Origin of the sequence: Helicobacter labetoulli, from assembly GCF_003670275.1 — a bacterium.
Lineage (GTDB): Bacteria > Campylobacterota > Campylobacteria > Campylobacterales > Helicobacteraceae > Helicobacter_C > Helicobacter_C labetoulli.
Window position 1 is genome coordinate 105,771 of the sequence record NZ_QXJF01000007.1, and the last position, 20,839, is coordinate 126,609.

Annotated in this window: 20 protein-coding genes, 1 tRNA gene and 1 pseudogene; 9 read left to right on the top strand and 13 right to left on the bottom strand. The window is 39.4% G+C overall.

Going from position 1 to position 20,839, the window contains the following annotated elements; all coding sequences use genetic code 11:
* Positions 1-2 precede the first annotated feature (2 nt).
* The 4 genes from carA to EBF12_RS12170 form a co-directional block, all read right to left on the bottom strand.
* Positions 3-1,148, bottom strand: coding sequence for a glutamine-hydrolyzing carbamoyl-phosphate synthase small subunit (gene carA, locus EBF12_RS04805; RefSeq protein ID WP_121726648.1), 1,146 nt, complete (start codon positions 1,146-1,148; stop codon positions 3-5).
* Positions 1,145-1,696 (bottom strand): DUF507 family protein, encoded by a 552-nt coding sequence (locus EBF12_RS04810; RefSeq protein WP_121726649.1) that lies wholly within the window; start codon positions 1,694-1,696, stop codon positions 1,145-1,147. The genes carA and EBF12_RS04810 overlap by 4 nt, the downstream gene beginning before the upstream one ends.
* Positions 1,697-1,761: 65 nt before the next feature.
* Entirely contained in the window at positions 1,762-3,774 is a 2,013-nt protein-coding gene (locus tag EBF12_RS04815) for a transglycosylase domain-containing protein (protein ID WP_121726650.1), read from the bottom strand.
* 36 nt (positions 3,775-3,810) lie between these two features.
* Positions 3,811-5,196: a methyl-accepting chemotaxis protein gene (locus EBF12_RS12170; protein ID WP_121726651.1), complete on the bottom strand. Its 1,386-nt coding sequence runs from the start codon at positions 5,194-5,196 to the stop codon at positions 3,811-3,813.
* A gap of 259 nt (positions 5,197-5,455) precedes the next feature.
* Between EBF12_RS12170 and fur the strand changes: the two genes are divergently transcribed.
* Positions 5,456-5,911, top strand: a complete 456-nt coding sequence (gene fur, locus EBF12_RS04825) for a ferric iron uptake transcriptional regulator (RefSeq protein ID WP_121726671.1) — start codon at positions 5,456-5,458, stop codon at positions 5,909-5,911.
* Between the two features lie 81 nt (positions 5,912-5,992).
* Positions 5,993-6,068: transfer RNA gene (locus EBF12_RS04830), tRNA-Lys, on the top strand.
* Positions 6,069-6,099: 31 nt separating this feature from the next.
* On the opposite strand, the gene EBF12_RS04835 is transcribed toward EBF12_RS04830, so the two are convergent.
* From EBF12_RS04835 to EBF12_RS11395, 5 genes are read right to left on the bottom strand one after another with little or no spacing between them, the layout of a single operon-like run.
* Positions 6,100-6,777, bottom strand: a complete 678-nt coding sequence (locus tag EBF12_RS04835) for a hypothetical protein (RefSeq protein ID WP_121726652.1) — start codon at positions 6,775-6,777, stop codon at positions 6,100-6,102.
* Positions 6,774-8,090 (bottom strand): hypothetical protein, encoded by a 1,317-nt coding sequence (locus EBF12_RS04840; protein WP_121726653.1) that lies wholly within the window; start codon positions 8,088-8,090, stop codon positions 6,774-6,776. The genes EBF12_RS04835 and EBF12_RS04840 overlap by 4 nt, the downstream gene beginning before the upstream one ends.
* An 18-nt stretch (positions 8,091-8,108) precedes the next feature.
* Positions 8,109-9,344 (bottom strand): threonine ammonia-lyase, encoded by a 1,236-nt coding sequence (gene ilvA, locus EBF12_RS04845; RefSeq protein ID WP_121726654.1) that lies wholly within the window; start codon positions 9,342-9,344, stop codon positions 8,109-8,111.
* A 10-nt stretch (positions 9,345-9,354) separates the two neighbouring features.
* Positions 9,355-10,275, bottom strand: coding sequence for a DMT family transporter (locus tag EBF12_RS04850; RefSeq protein WP_121726655.1), 921 nt, complete (start codon positions 10,273-10,275; stop codon positions 9,355-9,357).
* A 39-nt stretch (positions 10,276-10,314) separates the two neighbouring features.
* Positions 10,315-10,539, bottom strand: a complete 225-nt coding sequence (locus tag EBF12_RS11395) for a hypothetical protein (protein ID WP_208630945.1) — start codon at positions 10,537-10,539, stop codon at positions 10,315-10,317.
* 164 nt (positions 10,540-10,703) lie between these two features.
* Between EBF12_RS11395 and flgH the strand changes: the two genes are divergently transcribed.
* Both flgH and pseF read left to right on the top strand, forming a co-directional pair.
* Positions 10,704-11,417: a flagellar basal body L-ring protein FlgH gene (gene flgH, locus EBF12_RS04860; protein WP_208630946.1), complete on the top strand. Its 714-nt coding sequence runs from the start codon at positions 10,704-10,706 to the stop codon at positions 11,415-11,417.
* 54 nt (positions 11,418-11,471) lie between these two features.
* Positions 11,472-12,164, top strand: coding sequence for a pseudaminic acid cytidylyltransferase (gene pseF / locus EBF12_RS04865; RefSeq protein ID WP_121726658.1), 693 nt, complete (start codon positions 11,472-11,474; stop codon positions 12,162-12,164).
* 1,530 nt (positions 12,165-13,694) lie between these two features.
* Here the strand turns inward: pseF and EBF12_RS04875 are convergent.
* The 4 genes from EBF12_RS04875 to EBF12_RS04890 form a co-directional block, all read right to left on the bottom strand.
* Positions 13,695-14,594: a toxin-antitoxin system YwqK family antitoxin gene (locus tag EBF12_RS04875; protein WP_121726660.1), complete on the bottom strand. Its 900-nt coding sequence runs from the start codon at positions 14,592-14,594 to the stop codon at positions 13,695-13,697.
* Between the two features lie 67 nt (positions 14,595-14,661).
* Positions 14,662-16,245: a UDP-glucose dehydrogenase family protein gene (locus tag EBF12_RS04880; protein ID WP_121726661.1), complete on the bottom strand. Its 1,584-nt coding sequence runs from the start codon at positions 16,243-16,245 to the stop codon at positions 14,662-14,664.
* A gap of 15 nt (positions 16,246-16,260) precedes the next feature.
* Positions 16,261-16,803, bottom strand: a complete 543-nt coding sequence (locus EBF12_RS04885; protein WP_121726662.1) for a hypothetical protein — start codon at positions 16,801-16,803, stop codon at positions 16,261-16,263.
* Positions 16,804-16,946: 143 nt separating this feature from the next.
* Positions 16,947-17,225, bottom strand: coding sequence for a DUF362 domain-containing protein (locus EBF12_RS04890; RefSeq protein ID WP_121726663.1), 279 nt, complete (start codon positions 17,223-17,225; stop codon positions 16,947-16,949).
* Between the two features lie 268 nt (positions 17,226-17,493).
* Here EBF12_RS04890 and EBF12_RS04895 point away from each other — a divergent pair, with 268 nt between their 5' ends.
* From EBF12_RS04895 to EBF12_RS04905, 5 genes and pseudogenes are all read left to right on the top strand, one after another.
* The gene (locus EBF12_RS04895) at positions 17,494-18,534 is read left to right on the top strand and encodes a glycosyltransferase family 4 protein (RefSeq protein ID WP_244196368.1); all 1,041 of its coding nucleotides are present in this window, start codon (positions 17,494-17,496) and stop codon (positions 18,532-18,534) included.
* Positions 18,535-18,620: 86 nt separating this feature from the next.
* A pseudogene (csx20, locus tag EBF12_RS11065) lies at positions 18,621-18,797 on the top strand (CRISPR-associated protein Csx20); the annotation flags it as partial.
* 130 nt (positions 18,798-18,927) lie between these two features.
* A complete protein-coding gene (locus tag EBF12_RS11070) occupies positions 18,928-19,083 on the top strand; it encodes a hypothetical protein (RefSeq protein ID WP_157979053.1) in 156 nt (51 codons plus the stop codon).
* Positions 19,084-19,085: 2 nt separating this feature from the next.
* A complete protein-coding gene (locus EBF12_RS04900; protein ID WP_121726664.1) occupies positions 19,086-19,409 on the top strand; it encodes a hypothetical protein in 324 nt (107 codons plus the stop codon).
* A gap of 166 nt (positions 19,410-19,575) precedes the next feature.
* Positions 19,576-20,523 (top strand): hypothetical protein, encoded by a 948-nt coding sequence (locus EBF12_RS04905; protein WP_121726665.1) that lies wholly within the window; start codon positions 19,576-19,578, stop codon positions 20,521-20,523.
* Positions 20,524-20,839: the final 316 nt, after the last annotated feature.

Here is a 20,839-nt window from a genome sequence, read left to right on the forward strand (position 1 = left end):
TTCTACGCTTTGTGCGAGAGGCATAGTGTAGCAAAATCTTGAAATAAGACACTAGCCTCTTTTGGACCCGGACTTGCCTCTGGGTGATGTTGGACAGAGAAAATAGGCTTATTATTGTATCGCACACCCTCAATAGTGTTGTCAAATAAGTTTCTATGCGTGATTGTGGCTATTTGTGAAATGGATTCTGGCACACAATAGTTATGATTTTGAGCCGTAATTTCTACAACATTACTTTGAAGATTCTTAATAGGGTGATTGCCGCCGTGATGTCCAAACTTCAGCTTGTGTGTAGGATAGCCGTGTGCGATAGACAAAAGCTGATGTCCAAGGCAAATGCCAAAAATGGGAATGTTTGCTTCTATAAGGAGTTTTATCTGCTCTACTTCATCGCATAGCACAAGCGGGTCGCCCGGACCATTTGATAAAAACACACCCTGAATCTCGCCCTTTTTAAAACGAGCTAAAATCTCATCTGCCCTAAAAGTATGAGACATCACTTCTACTTCCAAGCCAACAGATGTAAGCTCGTTTAAAATATTGCGTTTGGCACCAAAATCAATAGCAATGACCTTTGCTTTGGGCTTTTGTGGCTTGGCATAAGTAAAGGTAGCAAAATCAAATACAGAATCTGTATGTGTATAGGGCGTTTTGGTGGAAACCTGCTCGATGAAATTAATCTGGCTTATATCGGGTGCGGATTCTAGAGCCTTACGCAAATCATCAATATGGCTAAGCTCCGTGGAGGCTATCATATTCATTGCACCTTCTTGTGTGAGAAGCTTGATAAGCCCACGCGTATCAATATTGCAAATCCCCATAATATTGCGTGATTTTAAAAAATCAGCTAAAGTCCCTTGAGAGCGGAAGTTTGACACACAATCATTATATGAAGAGACAATCACGCCAACACACGATGCATTTTTGGATTCATTATCGTAGTCATTTACGCCTACAATGCCTATTTCTGGCATACTGAAGACAACAAATTGCCCAGCATAGCTTGGATCAGTAATAATCTCTTGATACCCAGTCATTGAAGTATTAAAGACAACCTCACCCACAAATGTGCCTTCCTTGCCAAAACTCTTTGCCTTAAGACTTAAGCCATTGGCAAAATATAAATACACATCTTTTAGCTCACTCATAAAAGCCCTCTTTTACGCAACTCTTCTTCGTATAATTTACTGAATACAATCTCATACTCCTCCGTGCCATAGGTAAGCTTTCGCTTGTATTTTTTAAGCTTATCCATCACAGATTCTTCAGCTTTATCATAGATTTTAGAATAATCATTAATGGCTTTAAAGATAATATTTTTAATAATCGTCTCTGACACACTAAATGCAATTAAACCTTTGGATTCTAAAGTGGAGAGAATCTTGTGCGAGACATCACTGCACCGCTCTTCCCACGCAAGATAAAATCCTCTTTCTTTGGCTACTTGACGCTTACACATTCTAAAAAGTTCGCGTTCGTCCATATTGAAATCCTCAATCTCATCACTTCGTTCTTCTAGAATCTCACGCACTCGCTCATCAATAGCGAGTTCTTTTTGAATATTTTCCTGCAAACACTCTAGGGCAACTTGTGCAATATTTGCAATTGGGGCTAGGGGCTTGATATGTGGGGAATTACCTAAGTCAATACTGATTTTATTTGCAATGTAGGGAGCGTGTTGTAATTTTAACCTCATATTAGATTCCTTTTGTAATTTTTTGGGTATTGTAACTAGTTTTAGGTAAAAAATGGATTTAATACCTAAAACAACAAATCCTCTTCAATATCAACCGCTGTTGGCTTTTTGCTAGGCAATGGAGAATTTTCTGTATAGTAGAAGTCTCCATAATCAAGCGTTTTGAGCTTCACGCCCTCTGGCACTTTAAATTTTCTTGTAATACCCGGATCAAATGTCAGCACTTTTGAGAAAAAATAAGCAAAAGCCGGAGGAGAGACTATGCCACCAGATTCAGTTGGACCAATGGGCGTATTATCATCGCGTCCATACCATACAATAGCCTGAATATCTGGGGTGAATCCACAAAACCACCCATCAATATTGCGATTTGAAGTGCCTGTTTTACCAGCAACTTCTAGCCCTTGAACTCTCGCTCTAAAGCCTGTTCCACGATTAACTACATCACGCAAAATGTCAATGGTTAAAAAAGCTTGCTGTGCGGTTGTAATATGGCGAGATTGAGCAGGAGAGCTATAAATATTCTCTCCACTTTTATTAATCACAGATTCTATAAGTGTGGGCTTTAAAATCGTGCCATAGTTTGAAAACATTGAATACTGCTCTGCTACCTCAACTAAAGACAACTCAAAGCTCCCAAGCACAATAGACATATTTTCGGGAATATCTTTAAAGCCATCGTGTTTTAGGGCTTGATAGAGTTTGCTAAAGCCAATATTTTGATCCACGAGATTAATTGTTGCGAGATTGCTTGAAGTCCGCAAAGCGTCTTTAAGCGTCATAAAGCCATTAAACTTGCTTGAATAGTTGCTTGGTCGCCATTCTTCAGATTCTGCCTCTTCTGCTCCTTCAGCAGCTGCCTTAGCAGCACCCTTTGTGCCGAATTTACGCGGCACATCAGGAACGAAAGTCGCTGGAGAATCGCCTTTATCAAAAGCAGCTTGATAGATAAAGGGTTTAATAGAACTGCCTAATTGTCTTTTGGCTTGAGTGGCACGATTAAACTTTTGCTTAGCATAATTCACCCCGCCAACCATCGCCAAAATATCACCCGTGTGCGTATCTGTAACCACCATTGCACCATTAAGCGTATCGTTTTCGTCCATTGTTTCATCATTGTAAATTTTAGGATATCTCTCTCTCAAGCGTTTATTGATCTCTTCATACCCATACGCAACTGCTTCTTGTGCGGCTAACTGATAATCCAAATCAACTTTAAGCTTAATGTAATATCCACCCGTTTTTAAATCCTCAATATGCCCTAGCTCACGCAACACCTCATCAACAACATAAGGAGCGACATTTTGCGTGAGCGTTTCATTATATACATCTGGCACTTCATTTATGGCATTATCGTGTTCTTCTTTTGAAATCCAACCAATGTCATATAATCTATCAATAATATCATTCGCCCTTGACATAGAATAATCTTTATTTTTTGTGGGATCATAAAAGCTTGGGGCTTTTGGTAACCCAACTAGCATACAAATCTCTTTTAAAGTCAATTCGTGCAAAGTTTTGTGAAAATACCCCAAAGCTGCGGTTTTTATCCCGTGATAGCCGTGTCCAAATGAAATACGATTAAGATAAAGCTCCAAAATTTTCTCTTTACTCAAATGTCGCTCAATATGAATGGCAAGCATTGCTTCTGTGAGTTTTCTCTTAAGCGTTTTTTCCGGACTTAAAGCGATATTTTTAATAAGCTGCTGGGTGAGTGTGCTTCCCCCCTCAACATAACGCATACTTTTAATGTTTTTTAGCATAGCACGAGAAATCGCGTCAGGATTTATCCCGATATGTTCAAAAAACAATGTATCCTCTACCGCAAGAAGAGATTCTATAACGCGTGGGGGAATCTCATCAAATGTAGCATAGAATCTAAAATTTTCATCAGTGAAAATATTAGCAATCAACCTATCCTTGCGATCAACAATTTGTGAAGCAAGGGCAAAGCGATATTCTTTTATCTTGCTTACTTCAGTTTCCACTTCATAAAACAACTTCACAAGATAACCGCATATGCCCACACCTAGCACGATGGATACAACAAAAACGCCAAATTTTATCCTACGCCACATAATGTTCTCTACCCAAAACCTATTGTAGATTCTATCCTATTCTTCTTGTGCTTGTGGTCCAGTTGAATTTTCAGTGTGTGGAGCAGAAACTGCTCTAGGTCGCTCAGCCTGCACCATCTCGCCTTCTAGCTGCTTAATCTCACGCAATACTTCTTCGCGTTTTTCATGATACATATCCACAATAGATTCCATAACGCCATCTGAGTTTTTCTCCATCGCTAGAATCTTACTATCAATAAACTTTTTAGGGCAAGATTGATTTTCATCAGCAAATGCTTGTGCCAATGTAATTGCCTCTGTATGCACACCTGCGTGGAAAGCATCAAGAGCCTTGTAACCTTGCGTATTGGCAAATACAGCCTTGCCATCGCCTTCAAAATACCATTTGCCCAAGCGGCAGTTATGGTGATCCACACAATTAAAGTTATCCGCCAAACCAAAGATATAGGAGTAAAGATTGTTTTTAAACACGATGTGGTCAAGCTTAGCTAACACACAGAAGATTCTATTGCTAAGATTAAAGGTGCTGTGTTTTGTGATAAGACTACCTATCTTAAGGTTATTTACAATGCCGTGAAGCTTCATTATCCCTTCTCTTACATTGCTTGTTGCTTCATTTGTTTCTTCTGTGCTTGTTTGAATATCATTTGCCTCTTGTTGCATTGACTTAACAACAACGGCAATTTCTTTTGTCGCTTTTTGTGTCTTTTCAGCAAGTTTTCTTACCTCATCAGCAACAACAGCAAAACCTCGTCCGTGTTCCCCAGCCCGAGCCGCTTCAATAGCAGCATTTAACGCCAAAAGGTTTGTTTGTTCGGCTATATCATCAATAAGCGAGATAACGCTTGTAATTTCATTGCTTCTTTGTGTGAGAGAATCTACAAGCCCAGATGCTACTTGCATTTTTTCATACAATATCTCAATTTGATCTAGTGCTTGTGTGCTCATACCCAAGCCATCTTCGGCAGATTCAGCTGCTTTGATAGAGTATTCAGCCACGCCATTTGATTCTGTAAGGACATTTTGCAATGAAGTTTGTGTTTCCGTTACCCCTGTTTTTAAGCTTTTTGTATAGACTTCAAAAAGATTTGTGCCTGTGGTATTGTTTGTAAGATGATCAAGCGGAACGATTGAATAATACACCACATCTTCTACGCGTGTGCTTGCTACGCTATAATCGTGGCGAATACAGCTCACACAGCTTATGCCTTCTTTAAGTTGAGGGACAAGACATTCCATACGCTTTAGCTTTTGAGCTACATCATTTTGATAAACTATTCCAGTTCCCTTAAGTCCAATAATAGCCTCCACTTGAGAGAATCCAACCAATGTCTTATAGACTTCAAGCTCTTTTGTGAGATGTGCAATATGTGCATCTTTCTCCATAATCTGCCGCTGTAACGCCTTGCTAGAACCAAACATTCAATGCTCCTTGCTTATTCTTCGTGATAAAATCGGCAGGTATTGTGCCATTTTTCACATAAATTTACTATCAAAAATGTTTTTGCTCACGATTTTGTTAAAAAAATGCACATTTTAAGTGTAAAAAATCATACATTTTTTTAATGAGAAGCTTTCTTAATTTGCATATTTACGCATTTTATTGCTATAATACTTGGCAAAATAAGAATCCATAACATCAAAGATTCTCTCATAAATCATCTAAGGAGCGACAATGAATATGAATGCTAATCACCGCGTAGAAACGCTAGATTCTATCCTTGAGCGACTGCGAAACTCCATCAAAAAAAATGGCTTAAAAAACTCCAAGCAACGCGAAGAGATTATCGCCGTGCTGTATAAAAGTGGCACTCATCTTAGCCCAGAAGAAATTACAAACATCATCAAAACAACGGATAAAAATGCAAGTATCTCATCTGTGTATAGAATCTTAAGCTTTCTTGAAAAGGAAAATTTCATCACCGCACTTGAAGCAGACAAAAGCGGCAGACGCTATGAGATAGCCGCAAAAGAGCATCACGACCATATCATTTGCCTTACTTGTGGGGATATTGTGGAGTTTGTTGATGATGAGATTGAACGCTTGCAGCTTGATATTGCTAAGCAATTTGGTGCAAAGCTCATAAGCCACGATATGCGACTTTTTGTTAAATGCTCAAAATGCCAAGGACTTTAGAATCTAGCACGATTTAATCAAAATCTAAAATTCATTTTTGTATAATCGCCCTTTCCAAAATATGGAAATGCCCTTTTAAATGGACGCGTAGCTCAGCTGGTAGAGCAACTGACTCTTAATCAGTGGGTCCAGAGTTCGATCCTCTGCGCGTCCACCACTTTTTTATAATCTTTTTTCTCACAATTTTCTTAGCATTCCTTAATAATCCCACTTTTTGGCATAACACAAAGGCTTTTAGTGTATTTACCCTTTTGCAGTGTGATTTTAAAAGGCTGTTGCAAAGGCGTTGGTATCTTGCCACAATATGGCACACCTAGCTTGTCAAAGTAGATTCTCCCTCCGCCACTTTCTTTGCAGAATCCATCAGATTCTAAAAACATTTGCTCTATCCCAAAATACTCTCCCAAACGCACCTGTGCTTGTGCATTGTTCTTGCATTCTTGTGCGGTATTTGTATTATTATATGCACTCAAGCATTTTCTATCCATATTTTTCAATATCATATCTCCCGCCATCGGGCGACTATCAAAGTTTGTATGAATAGCGTGTCTTGGCGTATCTGCGTATATGCTGTAGCTATAAGTTGTGTAGATTCTGCCCAGATGAAATTGTATCTGCCACATTGCATTATGATAATGTTGCAATAACGCCAAAGCATCAATGGAAGGGTAGAATCTCAGCATATCCTTTGAAGATTCAAGCTGTGTGAAAGCAACATCATCGCTTAAAGCCGCAATCTGTGTAGCTCTAATCTGTGTAGCAAGGCTTTTATACGCAGATTCAAGGCTGTGATTAGTCGTAATGGAAGGAAAAGAAAAAAGCACAAGACTTACTACAATAGCTACAATAAATTCAAAAAGCTTCATTGCAAATTTGGTTGCACACTAGATGTTGTAGAATCTTGAAGCTTTTGAATCTGCTTGTTTTTATGTGCTTGTGTTGTGCTTAAAGGCTTGTCATACACACTAGGCACAATCACAAAACTCGCCACCTTCTTGCCCAAATACACAATATCAATCTCATCAACATAGCTTTCATTTAAATTTGTAATAGGAATCAAATAAGGGCTTTGTGAATCTTTTATCCCATAAAATCGTAATGCTAACTCTAGCTTACGATTCCCAACATTGATAGATTCTATGCCGCGAGATTTAAGAATATTTGCAAGGTCTTTGCTTATGTAATACGAGCTTGCGAAGTGATTTTCCATACCAAAAAGATACAATAATTTATTGCCATATAGCACAAAACTTTGTGCCAATAGCAATGCAAAAATCACCACAAATCGCCGCACATACGCTACCCTAAAATCTGGCAAACGCACCCGCATATCAGAGAAAAAATGTCGTATAGCCACAGGCAAAGCCACCACACTCATAGGAAATAAGCTCTCCAAATCCACATCTTGCCGAAAAGACAAAAGTATAACAAAAAATAAAGAAGTTGCTCCAATATCTACAAGAATATTATTTTGCTTTTTCAAGGCATTAATAATCGTATAAAAATAAAACACTAAAAGCAAAGGTGAAAAATAAAATGCCATTTTGCCAAGATTCTGTAAAAAATAATTGCGTGGTGAGCCTGACACATCAAGCCCAAATAAATACATATTGAGTGCAAAAAATACAAGTGAGGCAAACATTCCTAATGTATTTTTATTTTTCAACGCGTAAAAAAACAATGCAAAAAATAAAATCGCAAAACTCCCATCTACAAACACCGCTATAAACATAATGGGATAAGGCATTTTCTTAAAACGCATTTGATAATAACAACACAAAAGTGTTATAAAAATAATAAACCCACTTTTTAATACAAGCAACGCACCAAACATAACCCCGGGCAGCAAGGCATACACAAGCACAACAATCAAGCTATCGCGTGGTTTTTTAAGATAAAGACGCGAGATTCTATAGAGTAAAAACATATTGCCCATATGCACAAGCACAAAAGGCAAACGCAAAACATAGTCATTCCACCCAAAAGTATCAAGAAAAAACCGCACCACCACAAAAAGTAAATCCTGTGAGTAAAACACCCCTGCAGCTTCCCTATGATGGATACTTAAATCCCTACAAGCAAACAGCAACATTCCAACATTAATTCCTAGAATCAAGCAAAACAGCACATTTGTGCGGAGATTTGAAGTCCTGTATATATCCCACATATCTTTTAGCATAGTCTATCTAAATGCCTTTTAGTTAATCTCATTAAAAAAATATCCATAGTTTTTAAGGCTTTGGCGGATTTGCTCCTTATGCTCCTGTCCTTTTGTTTCTAGTGCCATAGTTACAAGTGCATCGCCATATTTAAGCATTACCGAAGTCCTATCATATTCAATCTGCACGATATTTGCTCCAACTTTGCTTAAAATATCTGTTAGTCCCTGCAGACTTCCGGGCTTATCAATCAGCACAACTTCAAGCTTCATCTTGCGGTTTGATTTAAGCAATCCCTTTTCAATAATCACATTGAGCATTGTAATATCAATATTCCCCCCACTTAGCACAAGGGCGATTTTATCACTTTGACTAAAACTAAATTTCTTATGCAAGACACTCGCCACACTAGCCGCCCCTGCACCCTCTACGACAAGCTTTTGCTTTTCAAGCAAAAACAAAATCGCATTAGCAATTTCTTCATCATCTACACTCACTATCTCATCTACGCATTGCTGCAAAAGCGTAAAATTCTCTTCATTTACATCACGCACAGCTATCCCATCAGCAATGCTTCTTACAGATTCTACTTTTTCAATTTTCCCACTCAAAAATGACCGCTTCATCGCATCAGCTCCACTTGCCACCACACCAATAACTCGCACTTTAGGCTTTAGTGTCTTTATCACGCTGCCAATGCCTCCTATTAGCCCACCCCCACCAATAGGCACAACAACCACATCTATATCATTTTTCTCTTCCAATATCTCAAGCCCTATGCTTCCCTGCCCAGCGATAACAAGCTCATCAGCAAAAGGGTGGATAAACACCAAATCACGCTCTTTAGCAATTTGCAAAGCCTTTGTATATGCTTCATCATAGTTATCCCCACAAAGCACCACTTCCGCTCCCAACGCCTTAGTCGCACTCACTTTCAATAATGGTGTCGCTTCAGGCATAACAATCACAGATTGAATCCCAAAGTGCCTTGCACTATATGCCACCCCTTGAGCGTGATTCCCAGCACTTGCGGCAATAACTCCTTGAATCTGCCTAGCCTTAGATTCTGCCCCGCTAGATTCTACCAATGAAGCGATTTTATTAAACGCCCCGCGAATCTTAAATGCCCCAGTAAGCTGAAGATTCTCTTTTTTAAGATAAATCTCACTTAAAGATAGCTGTGAAAGCACAGGAGCGTAACTTAGCGGTGTATGGGCAATCACACTTTGCAGCCTTTGGTTTGCCTCTAAAGCTTTATCATAAATGTGTCGCATTGCTATCCCCTTATTTTTTAGTGTTTTTAGCGTGTAGTAACTTTTTCATATCCGCAAGCAATGGAGGCAGTCCAACACCAATGCCAGAGAGTATAATAAGCATTATGCCAAAGCTTGTAGCAAGATTTGGTAAATTATCCCCAAGTAAAATGCCTAGAATCACGCTAAAAACCAAACGCATATAATCAATAGGGGCTACAATCCCAGCAGGAGCGGACATATACGCCTTTGTGAGATAATGCTGTCCTAGTGTGCCAAATAGCCCTAGCAGGATAATATGTAGCCAATCTATCCCTTGAGGCATAGCCCAAGATTCAGCAAAAAGCGGGATTTTGGCTACACTTATGCCAAGTGTAATGACACTCATCGCCACACCTGTGGCAAATACCGGCACCCACGAGCTAAAATAATCCTTCAATGCCCTAAGATTCAAAAATGCCACCGCCATAAACAACGCACTTGAAATACCAAAAATAATATTTTCTACTCCCATCGCATTGAAGTTTGGGTTACAAATCAACAAGATTCCACAAAAGCCCACAATCGTAGAAATCACCACGCCAATATTAAACTTTTCTCCCAAAAACAAAAACGACAGCACCACCACATATAAAGGCATACTTTGGCTAAATGCCGTGGCATTGCCCAAAGTAATAGTTGCAATATTATAAAAAAGCGCCACAAAGCTTAAGCCCCCAGCCACAGAGCGAGAGATAAGAAAAATATATCCGCCTTTTTTATGGTTAGGCTTTTTCATCGGCTTACTCACGCACAAAGGCAAAAGAAACAGCACCATTAAAAATGAGCGTAAAAATGCCACCTCCATAGGCGGAAGACTAAGAGAGAGAATCTTTGCCTCCGCACCCATTAACGCAAAAAGCAAAGATGAAAAAAGCATAGCCAAAATGCCCTGCGTGAGATTTGTATTCATAACAACGCCCCTTAAAAAAAGAAATAGCATTATAGCAATTTAGATTCTTAAAAGCCTAGAATCTCTAGTATATTCTACAAATGTAGCAGTGGCAAAGCACGACTTTGCCACAAATACAATCAATAGTGGCGATTCACAAAGTGAAACGCCAACCTTAGAGGCGTTGTCGGGGGTGAGCGGTATATCTGCGAATGATTTTAAGGGGGAGGGAGCGACTTCGCCTAATTCAAGCCCCTCCCCCTTAAAGAAACAAACAAGAAGCACTCAAAGATTCTCAAAATAGAGATACTTGCTGTGTTGAGTATAACAAGGGGGCAGAATCTACTTGAGATTCTATAAATGCAGATTCTATTTTAAGGAATGCCCTTTGCTTAAAAAGCCCACAAAAACATTACAAAGGATTGTAAATGCTTACACGAAGTTTAGGAATGTCGCTCCTTGGAATCCTGATTCTCTTTATCGCCCTTTTTCCAAACAAAGCCTTAGCCTTTGAGCCAAGTATTGACTTTAATGCTCCAGATTGGGTAGAAGAGCGAGAATCTGCGGATAATGATGTCCCAGAATTACCCCGTGCAGGAAGCCTCTTTGGCAGTGGGGATAGACCGCTATTTTCTGATAGACGCGCAATGAAACCCGATGATCTTATCACTATTGTAATCAATGAAACTGCCAATGCCAACTTCACTACAAACAAAAACTACAATGGTGCAAGTGGTGGAAATGTAACACCTCCAGCCATTGAATACACAGGCAACAATGAAGAGCAAAAGCAAATAATCCAAGAGCTCAACGACCAAGCCGCCTACAATCTCACAAAAGCCAACAATACTTCAAACTTTCAAGGTGGAGGCGCACAAACCCGTAATGAAGCACTCAATGCCACGCTTACAGCACGAATTATCAAAGTCCTAGATAATAATACCTACTTTATCCACGGACGAAGAGAAGTGCTTGTTGATGGCGAAAAGCAGATTCTAGAATTAAGTGGCGTGGTGCGTTCATTTGATATAAGCAAAGATAATGTCGTGCAAAGCAAACATATCGCCAATGCCAAAATCGCCTACACATCAGTAGGGCCAATCAGTGATACCAACCACAAAAAGCCCATTAGCGATGGGATAGAATCTCTTTATCCATTCTAAGTAGAATCTAGCCCTTTTTCACAAGGGCAACACCACAAGCAAAAGGCAGCAAAAGTGAGAAAAATAGCCCTTATCCCCGCACGAGGCGGGAGCAAAAGAATCCCAAACAAAAATATTAAAGATTTTTGTGGCAAACCCATCATCGCCTACCCCATAGCCACCGCATTAGAATCTAATCTCTTTGATGAAGTCATTGTTAGCACAGATTCTCACACCATCGCTCAAATCGCCATTGACTATGGAGCAAAAGTCCCCTTTATGCGTCCAGAGCATTTAAGCGATGACTTCACGCCAACTGCTAATGTGGCAAACCACGCCATAGATATGCTTCATCTTACTCAAGATGATTTGCTTTGTGTTATCTACCCAACCGCCCCACTGCTAAATGCCAAGAGCCTGAATCTAGGTTACCTTGCCCTGCAAGATTCAGATTATCTCTTTAGCTTTTGTGCCGTAGCTTATGATTATAATCCCTACCGTAGCTTTTGCTTTAAAAATGGCGAGATTGCTATGCTTTTTCCAGCCCATTATGCCAAACGCTCACAAGATTTAGAGCAGGTCTATCACGATGCGGGGCAGTTTTACTTTGGCAAAGCAAAAGCGTGGCAGGAGAATCTGCCTATCTTTGCCCCGCATTCTTATGCTATTATCCTAAAAAGCTATCAAGTCCAAGACATTGACACGCCAGATGATTGGCAAATGGCGGAGATAAAGTATAAGTTACAGGAAAATCTCGCAAGTCAATAATGTATAAAATCGTAAAGCCCAAAATAAGATTCTCTATAAAATACCAAGATGATTTACTCTATCTTAACACCTTTTACTTATTATCAAACCACTAAAAGCCCTTGTGGCATTCCCTAGAAATAGGCGTTTTTTGACATTTTGATATGACTTGTTTGGATAGAGTTGCGTGTTTTAGGATATTTGGAGCTTTGAAAACGCTCAAAGCACACGCTAAATGCGACTTGGAGAAGTCGGTTTTAGTGGGACCCGATTTGTGAGGGGATTGCAACTCCCGTGCAAAATACCCTGTCTCATTTTGCGTTTTAGTGGGACCCGATTTAAGGGGATTTGTATCACTCTAATGCTTTTACTTGTTGTATCAAAATTTGTCTATCTTATGTCATTACTAGGGCTTTACTAAAGTATCTTTTATTCAATACAAAAACTACCAAAAAAACTACTATATGAGATTCTAGAATTTGTTTTTTCTTTCTTAGTCTTGTTTCTTGCTTTATTGCTTTGTCATATTGAGCGTGAGCGAAGTATTTATGTTTTTTTAGATTCTAAGTTTTTTTATTTTTATTTTATTGTTTTTTATAAGGGGGAGGGGCTTGAATTTGCAAGTGTGGATTATTGCAAGTATGGACTAGTGCTTCGCACGAGTGTAGCTTACGCAAAAATGCGAAGTCGGTTCGCAGATATACCGCTCACTCCCCCTTATATATCCGCCCATTGCCCTTAAGGGCGTTCGTGGGCGTACCACTCACCCCCTACGACGCTTTTATAGGTTTGCGTTTCACGCGATTAATTTTTACACGCTTAAGGTCGTGCCTTAAGCGTAAAACTAGCTAAACAACATTTTCTCGTAGAGATTCTGCGTTAGCAGAATCCATAAAATTAATGTTACACACTTTGTGTGTAAGCCTTACTCTCGCCCCTCTAGTGGTGCGTAGCTTCTTTAGAAACAGCGGTCGCTTTATTCTTTTTTGGGCTAAGGGGTGAGCAACACGATTGCGAACAAAGGGGGATAAACCTTTTTTCTTTTTGCGGAAGTGATAGAGAGTGTTTTGTATTTGTAAATCTTAATTAGGCAGATTCTATTGTTTTAGAATCCACATTTGCAAATATAAGCCCCTCCCCCTTATAAAAAAATATAAAAGCAAAAATATTTCAAACAAAGGTATTTCACCTAAAGGCTCGCACGAGCGAAGCTCTTGCCCACACTTGCAAAAATGACAATGTTGTGATTTGAAAGCGTGAGATTTTAGAATCTAGCTTTTATTTAAATCCTTTTAGATTCTCATATCCTTATAATCAAGTAGCTAAAAGTTTATAAATCTCCTTTTGTAAGTCGTGTTTGGGTAGCAATGTGATTTTGGGGAATTGTGTGCGGTTAAAGGTAGCTTGGCGTTTGGCTAATTGACAGGTGTGAAAAAATAGCTCTTGTTGTAAAGATTGAAGGCTTGTGATTTTGCCCTGTAAAAACGCTATATGTAGTAAATTCTACACGCTCTTTGAAGGCTTAAAAAAGCAAAATAGAATCTATGAAAGCTATTGCTCTTGTGTTCTTACCCCACTCAAGCCCGGGAGGCAATTTTGTGCCTGACAATCAAGCTTTGCGACAATCTCACCTTTCTCGTTGTATTCTTTTTGCCATAGAGCTTGATTGTTTTCATAGAGCATTTCAAGCTTGAGTTTGCCATTGGGATAAAACCAGCTTACTTCAACTCGCTTTGGTGAATCTGAGCTATACATACGCTGTGTAATAATATTCCCTTGAGCGTCATAGCTCCGCTCTCTACCGACTTTTTCATCATTTTTAAAATTCGCTTCAAAACGCACTAAGCTATTTTCATCATATTGCTTCATATCGCCATTTTTGACACCATTGCGATAGGTTACTATCTCTTGAATCTTGCCATTATTGAAAAATCCTCGGCTTATCCCCTCAATCTTGCCTTGCTTGTAGGCATATTGGCGAGAGACTTTGCCATTATCATAGTATTCAATCACCTTGCCCTCTGGCACACCATCGCTATAATCTGCCTCTTTAGCAAGTGTGCCATTTGGGTGAAACCACCTTGCCTTGCCTACGATTTTGCCCTCATTATAGGTAATTTCGGCTTTAAGGATATTTTGGGGGTAAAATTCTTGTGCCAAGCCCTCAAGTTTGTTATTTTTATAGTTTGCATCATAAAGCACCTCGCCATCTTTGGAATACTTCATCTCTCGCCCCTCTTTGCGTCCATTGACATAGTGCATTTGATGGAGCAAATGCCCCTCCTCATCATACCAAGCCTCGCGTCCGTGCTTAATATCAGTGCCTTTAATGTAGCTCACACGCATTTGCTTGACTTCACCCACCGTTCCCATTGTTGTAGTGCGTATCTCAAGCTCTGCGGCTAGAAGATAGCTCATCATACCCATAAAAATGACAATACCTCTTAGCATACATACCCCTTTAATATGAAATCCTAGCTCTTATAATCGGCTTACTTGTTAAACGGCACAATTAGGCTCACACTTCGCCAACACCAATTTGATAATACCTAAAGCCCTTAGATTCTAAGCCACAATGCTGATAAATATTTCGTCCATCAAAGATAATAGGCTCTTTTAACAGCTTTGCTATTTCGCCAAAATCAGGACTTCTAAACTCCCGCCATTCAGTTAGCAGCACCAACGCTGCACAGCCCTGCAACGCACTATATTTACTCTCCATAAATGTAATAGAATCTAGCCTATCTTTGAGATAGAATCTTGCTTGTTCGTATGCCTTTGGATCATAGGCTTGTATCCTTGCCCCACGCTTAGTTAGCTCATTTATTAACACCAAAGAGCTTGCCTCACGCATATCATCAGTCTCTGGCTTAAAACTAAGCCCCCATACACAAAAGCTAAGCCCTTGCAGATTCTCCCCAAAATGCTTGACTATTTTTTCCACCAAAAACATTTTTTGCTTTTCATTGACTTCCTGCACCGCCTGCAAAATCTTTGCCGTGTAGCCCACATCTTTTGCACTCTTTTCTAACGCCCTTACATCTTTAGGGAAGCAGCTCCCGCCATACCCACAGCCCGGGTAAATAAAGCTATATCCTATGCGTGAGTCGCTGCCTATGCCCTGCCGCACATCATTGATATTTGCCCCCACACGCTCACAGATTTGACTCATCTCATTAATAAAGCTAATCTTTGTAGCAAGCATTGCATTTGCTGCATATTTTGTCATCTCCGCAGATTCTATCCCCATCGCAATGAACCTATCGCTTTTCAATAAAAATGGTGCATACAAGGCTCTCATCACTTCTAATGCCCTTGTAGAATCTGTGCCGATAACCACTCTATCTGGACTCATAAAGTCTTTTATGGCAACGCCTTCTTTGAGAAATTCGGGGTTGCTTACGACATCAAATGCAATGGGTTGCATTTCAGTTGAGTGATGAATGTTAGATTCTAAAAAATCATCGTTGTTTTCATTGTTTTCTTTTCGCAAAAAGGGATTTTGTTCTGCTTCTTTTTTTTGAGCTAAGGGGGAGAGGCTTGAATTAGGCGAGGTCGCTCCCTCCCCCTTAGCAATCCCCCACCCCGACAGCGCCTCTAAAGTGGGCGTTTCACTTTGTGAATCGCTACTATGATTACCCAAAGACGAATTGCCTTGACAAGCTGAATGCCTCCCCCTTTTAATCAACACAGATTCTATAATCTTTCTCACCTCCCTTGCCGTTCCCACCGGCACTGTGCTTTTATCCACAACCACGACATATTCTCGCTCTATATGACTGCCAATGTCTTGTGCCACAGCTTTAACAAAGGATAAATCCGCACTCCCATCTTCGCCCATCGGCGTGCCAACAGCAATGAAAATCACTTCTGCATTTGAGAGAGATTCCTTTTTATCCGTGTTAAATCGCAAGGTTTTAAGCTTTGCATTCTCACGCACCATTTCTTCTAAGCCCGGCTCATAGATAGGGATTTTTCCTTGCTTTAAAGATTCTATCTTTTTAGAATCTACATCAAGGCAAATCACTTCATTTCCCATTTGGGCAAAACACGCCCCAGCTACAAGCCCTACATACCCACTACCTATGATTGTAACCTGCATTTTTGTCCTTAAAGCTTATTTGCTAGGCATATTTGAAAGGTTGTTAAAAATCGTGCGGAGTGAGCGTCTAATGACATTTTGCTTTTGCTCCTGTGTGATTTCTAGCTCATCGCCAACGCCGAGATATTTTTTTTCACTTAGCTTCAATGTGCTTGTTGCATTTTGCTGAATCGTCTTTGTCTTAGTTGTCATTGTGAAGCTTACATCGCTTTTTAAAGTCGCACTATCTTTGGTGCTAATAGCACTTGTATCTTCTTTTGTCTCTTGAATCTCAAAGCCGTATTTGATGTTAAGCGTGTAGCTTGTTGGGCTGATTTTAGATTCAATCTTAAAACAACCACTTTTTGCAAGGCTTTCATCTAAGATTGCTTGAAAATCTTTTTTTGAAAGGATATTTTCCTTTGTAGTATCAATCTTACCAAGGGCAATAGTGTATTTTGGCTCATTACAAATTTGTGTAATCTCTCCATTATCCTGTGGTGTGCTAGGCTCACCTGAAAAGCACCCAGCCATCAATAATCCCAAACCAAAAGCTCCAAACATATGCAATGTTTTCATCGTGTCTCCTTACAAAGTGAAATTTTAAACGGATTTATTCTAGCTTAAGAATCTAAATTAGAAAAAACAAGAAGTGAAAAAGTGAGTTTTAAGGAAATTTTGTAAAAAAGAGTAGAATCCCACAAGTGTGAGATTCTATCGGTTTAAGATATCACAGGGTGTGTGCCATCTCTCATATCAGCACCGATATTATCGCGATTGCTACTTCCCAATTCGCTCCATACGATGCAGCCATCAGTTGGGCAAGCACTTGCACAAGCAGGTTGCTCATTATGCCCAACACACTCTACGCATTTGTCTGAATACACATAGTAAATGCCTTCGCCTGTTGGATTATCATCATCATCAACGATAGCACTTACAGGACATTCATCAATACAAGAACCACAAGCGATACAAATATCTGTAATCTTAACAGCCATAGCTTTGCTCCCTTATTTGTTGTTTGTTTGGGTTAAAACCCGAGCTGAAGTATAATCATACTTATCTTAAAAAACACATAAAATTAAGAATGAAAGTTTTATTTTACTTTGCGTAACGATTTTTAGCTTTTTGAAAAGGCTGCTAGCTTTTGCTTAGAATCTGCCCTTATTGTAGATTCTAGGTTTGCAGTAGAAATTCAGCAAAGCTTATGTAGAATCCGCCAATTTGTTATTTAAAATTTATCTTAAAATATAGGGCGTGGGAGATATGGAAACAAGTCTGCTTTTTTTGGCTTTGGGTAGTTTTTTTATAAGTTTTGTGCTGTGTGTTGGCATTATCATCAGCTCTAGGCGATTTGGCGTTTTCATAGATAGTGGCACTTCGCATAAGCCTCAAAGATTCCATACTCAAGCCACGCCTCGTGCTGGAGGCATTGGAATCTTTAGTGCCTTTGCTTTGCTTATATTGTATGCATATTTTACCCAAATAAGCTTAGGCATAAACACACAAACGCTGATTATCCTGCTTGGCAGTGGCATTATCTTTGCAAGTGGGTTGATAGAAGACTTTAGTGGGAATCTTTCTCCAAAAGTGCGTCTCATTATGCAGTGCGTGGCGGCATTTGGCGTGTGTGCGTGGCTTGATGTGTATTTAAAGGATTTATCGCTTGGCTTTATTCTGCCCTACCTTATCGGTCTATTTTTTACCACATTTGCACTTGTGGGGGTGAGTAATGCGATTAATATTATAGATGGATTCAATGGTTTAGCAAGTGGGGTGTGTTTGCTGATTTTAAGTGGGATTCTATATGTAGCCTATGATGTAAAAGATATGGAGATTTTTTATTGTGCTTTGGTGTTGTTTTTTGGAATCTTGGGATTTTTTGTGTGTAACTTTCCTTTGGGTAAGATATTTTTAGGAGATGGTGGGGCTTATTTTTTAGGATTTATCCTTGGTATGCTTTTAGTCTTACTCACGCAAAGGCATACTGAATCTGTGAGTGCTTTTTTTGGATTAAGCATTATGATATATCCTGTATGGGAAGTGGTGTTTTCTATATGGAGGAAGCGATTTAAACGCAAAATGTCCGCCACAAAGCCAGATAAGGTGCATTTGCATATGCTCGTTTTTAAACGCATTACACATTCTAATAAAAATACTTCACTTATTCTCCTTTTTTGCAATGTGCCTTTTGTGATTTTGAGTGTATGCTTTTATCAGCACACTTGGCTGCTTTTGGCATTTTGTGGGATTTTTGCCCTGCTTTATGGCTATTTTTATGCAAGATTAATCCGTTTTGGTATGTAATGCTCCCCTAATAGAAAACACCACTTCCCATTAGAGCTTTTTGAAAAGATTCTAACTTTTGGCTTAAGCTTTTATCAAGGAGTTCCTGCTTTTCTCTCCAGGGGGATTTTGGGGCGACTTACGCAATGGTGGAATATGCAAAGTCTCTAGGGCTTATTGCCATTTATGCCACGACTTTGCGAGAATCTAAGGAAATATTAAACAAAGATGGCTCTATCACAAAGAAAAATATTTTTAGACATTGTATTTTTAGAAAATATTAAGCTAAATGCTCCCTTTGGAGTTGCGGATTCTGTGTAGATTCGGCAGTTTGCCATATTTTATTTGTAACAAAAAAATACTAGCACGATTTATTTTCTATAACACTAAGATTTTTTAAGGAATTTAATCATTATGAGATATGCAAATAGCAGGAAATTTGGTGTTGCGATTGTGCTATCAGCTACATTGATGAGTGGGCTAAACGCACAAATTATCTATGCCGACAAGTTTTTCTACCGCGATTTTTTGGACTTGATAGAGAAACGCACAAAAGCGGTGCGATTCTAGCGATGAATAACAGCACTGCGACTATAAAGAATCTTATTTTCAAAGGCTTAAATGGCAATAGAAGTGATATTGTAAATATTGAAAATGGCTCAAAGCTTGAAGTTACAGAATCTCTAGGCTTTGAAAGCTCTACATTTGATTTAAGCAATCTCAACTCTATGGGTGGAAGCAACTTCACAAAGCCTACAAATTATGACCTTTTTGTAAAAGATAAATCGCAAATTACAGGTGCAAAAACGGATATTACCGGCAATGTTGGCGTAATGAATGAATCTACTCTAACTCTACAATCCATAACGCTAAAAGATACAACAACGCAAGGGTAAGAGTCCAAACCCGAAAATATTAAAAACTCCATTCTCGTAGATGGCAAAAAGTCTAGCCTTAATGTAAGTGGCAAAATCAGCTCACAAAAGCAAGATAATGCGCTGATTGCTGTGAATGGATTTAGAGAGACAACAGGGGTAGGGACAAGGGATATTGTAAAAGAGAGTGAGAGAAAAGAGGTCATACACGAAGCGACTTTGCAAGGATACGGCGTTAAATGTCGGCACGATTGTAGCGGAGAAGCTAAGCAATCTTACTTTGAATGTGGATAAAGATTCTAAATTTAATGTTACAAATTTTATGTTTAAGGGCGGAAGTGTCAGTAATGATAAATTCTATGGGCAAAATGTATGGCTACAAGATCAAGCACAGGTAACGCTCAAAGGCAATGCTGGGATAGAGCATAATCTCTATGTATCTGGGGATTCTACTTTTAAGATGGAAAATGACAAGGCTTTAAAGATTGATAAAGAGGGTGAGACTAAGATTCAAACTGAGATAGGCTCAAAGCTGGAGATAAACAAGCTTGAAGCTGATAAAAAAAGCAATGTGTATATTGCCCTTGACTTAGAAAAGCTAGAAGTGAATCCTGCCACAAAACAAGCCGTTGTCAGCCAACAAAAGAACTTTGACATTGACGCAAAAGGTGGTAGTAATGTCTATGTGAATAGTTGGGATATGAACCGCACGGGCTTTGATAGTGGCAATACGAGCTTAAAAACTGATGCAGATTCTAGAATCCACTTTGGAATCTTAAAGCATAATATGGCGAATAAAAACTATATAGATTCACCTATCAAAGCAAACCTTTCTATCTCGCAAAGCTTGACTTTAGAGAATGTGGGCAAACCAACGGCAAGTGGCGGGAATAAAGTCGCTCAAAATGGCTTGAATCCGGGAGCGGCTTCAAAGATGATCACAAGTGAGACTGCCAAAACGCCCACAAATCAAACGCACTCAGAATCTGATCCGCTGAAGCTACAAGCACAAGCGGGGACAAATGATGATAGATTCCACGCTTTAAAGCTAGAGGGCAACACTATGAGTTCAAATGGAGAGGTGCAAAACACAGGGAAAAATCTTACTTTGGGTGATGGCACACGCATTGAATAAAGCTAGATAGCAGTATCAAAGCAGAATCTAGCAATGGTAGCAAACCCGGAGACTTCCAACTCAATAAATACTACACACTTATTTCAGCTGGGAGCATTACGGATAATCGCACGGATAAAAGAATCTACTTTACTTTTGCAAATGATAACACGCCTCTGTATTGGGTAACGATTGTAGAAAATGGCGAAGTGAAAGTGAAATTTACAAAAGAATATATCGCAAGGGCGAAGCATTGGAGAATAGAATCTTTGGTATCGTTAAAGATAATGTAGCCCTTGGTGTCGCTGTGGTGCAAAATGGACGCATTGAAGGCTTT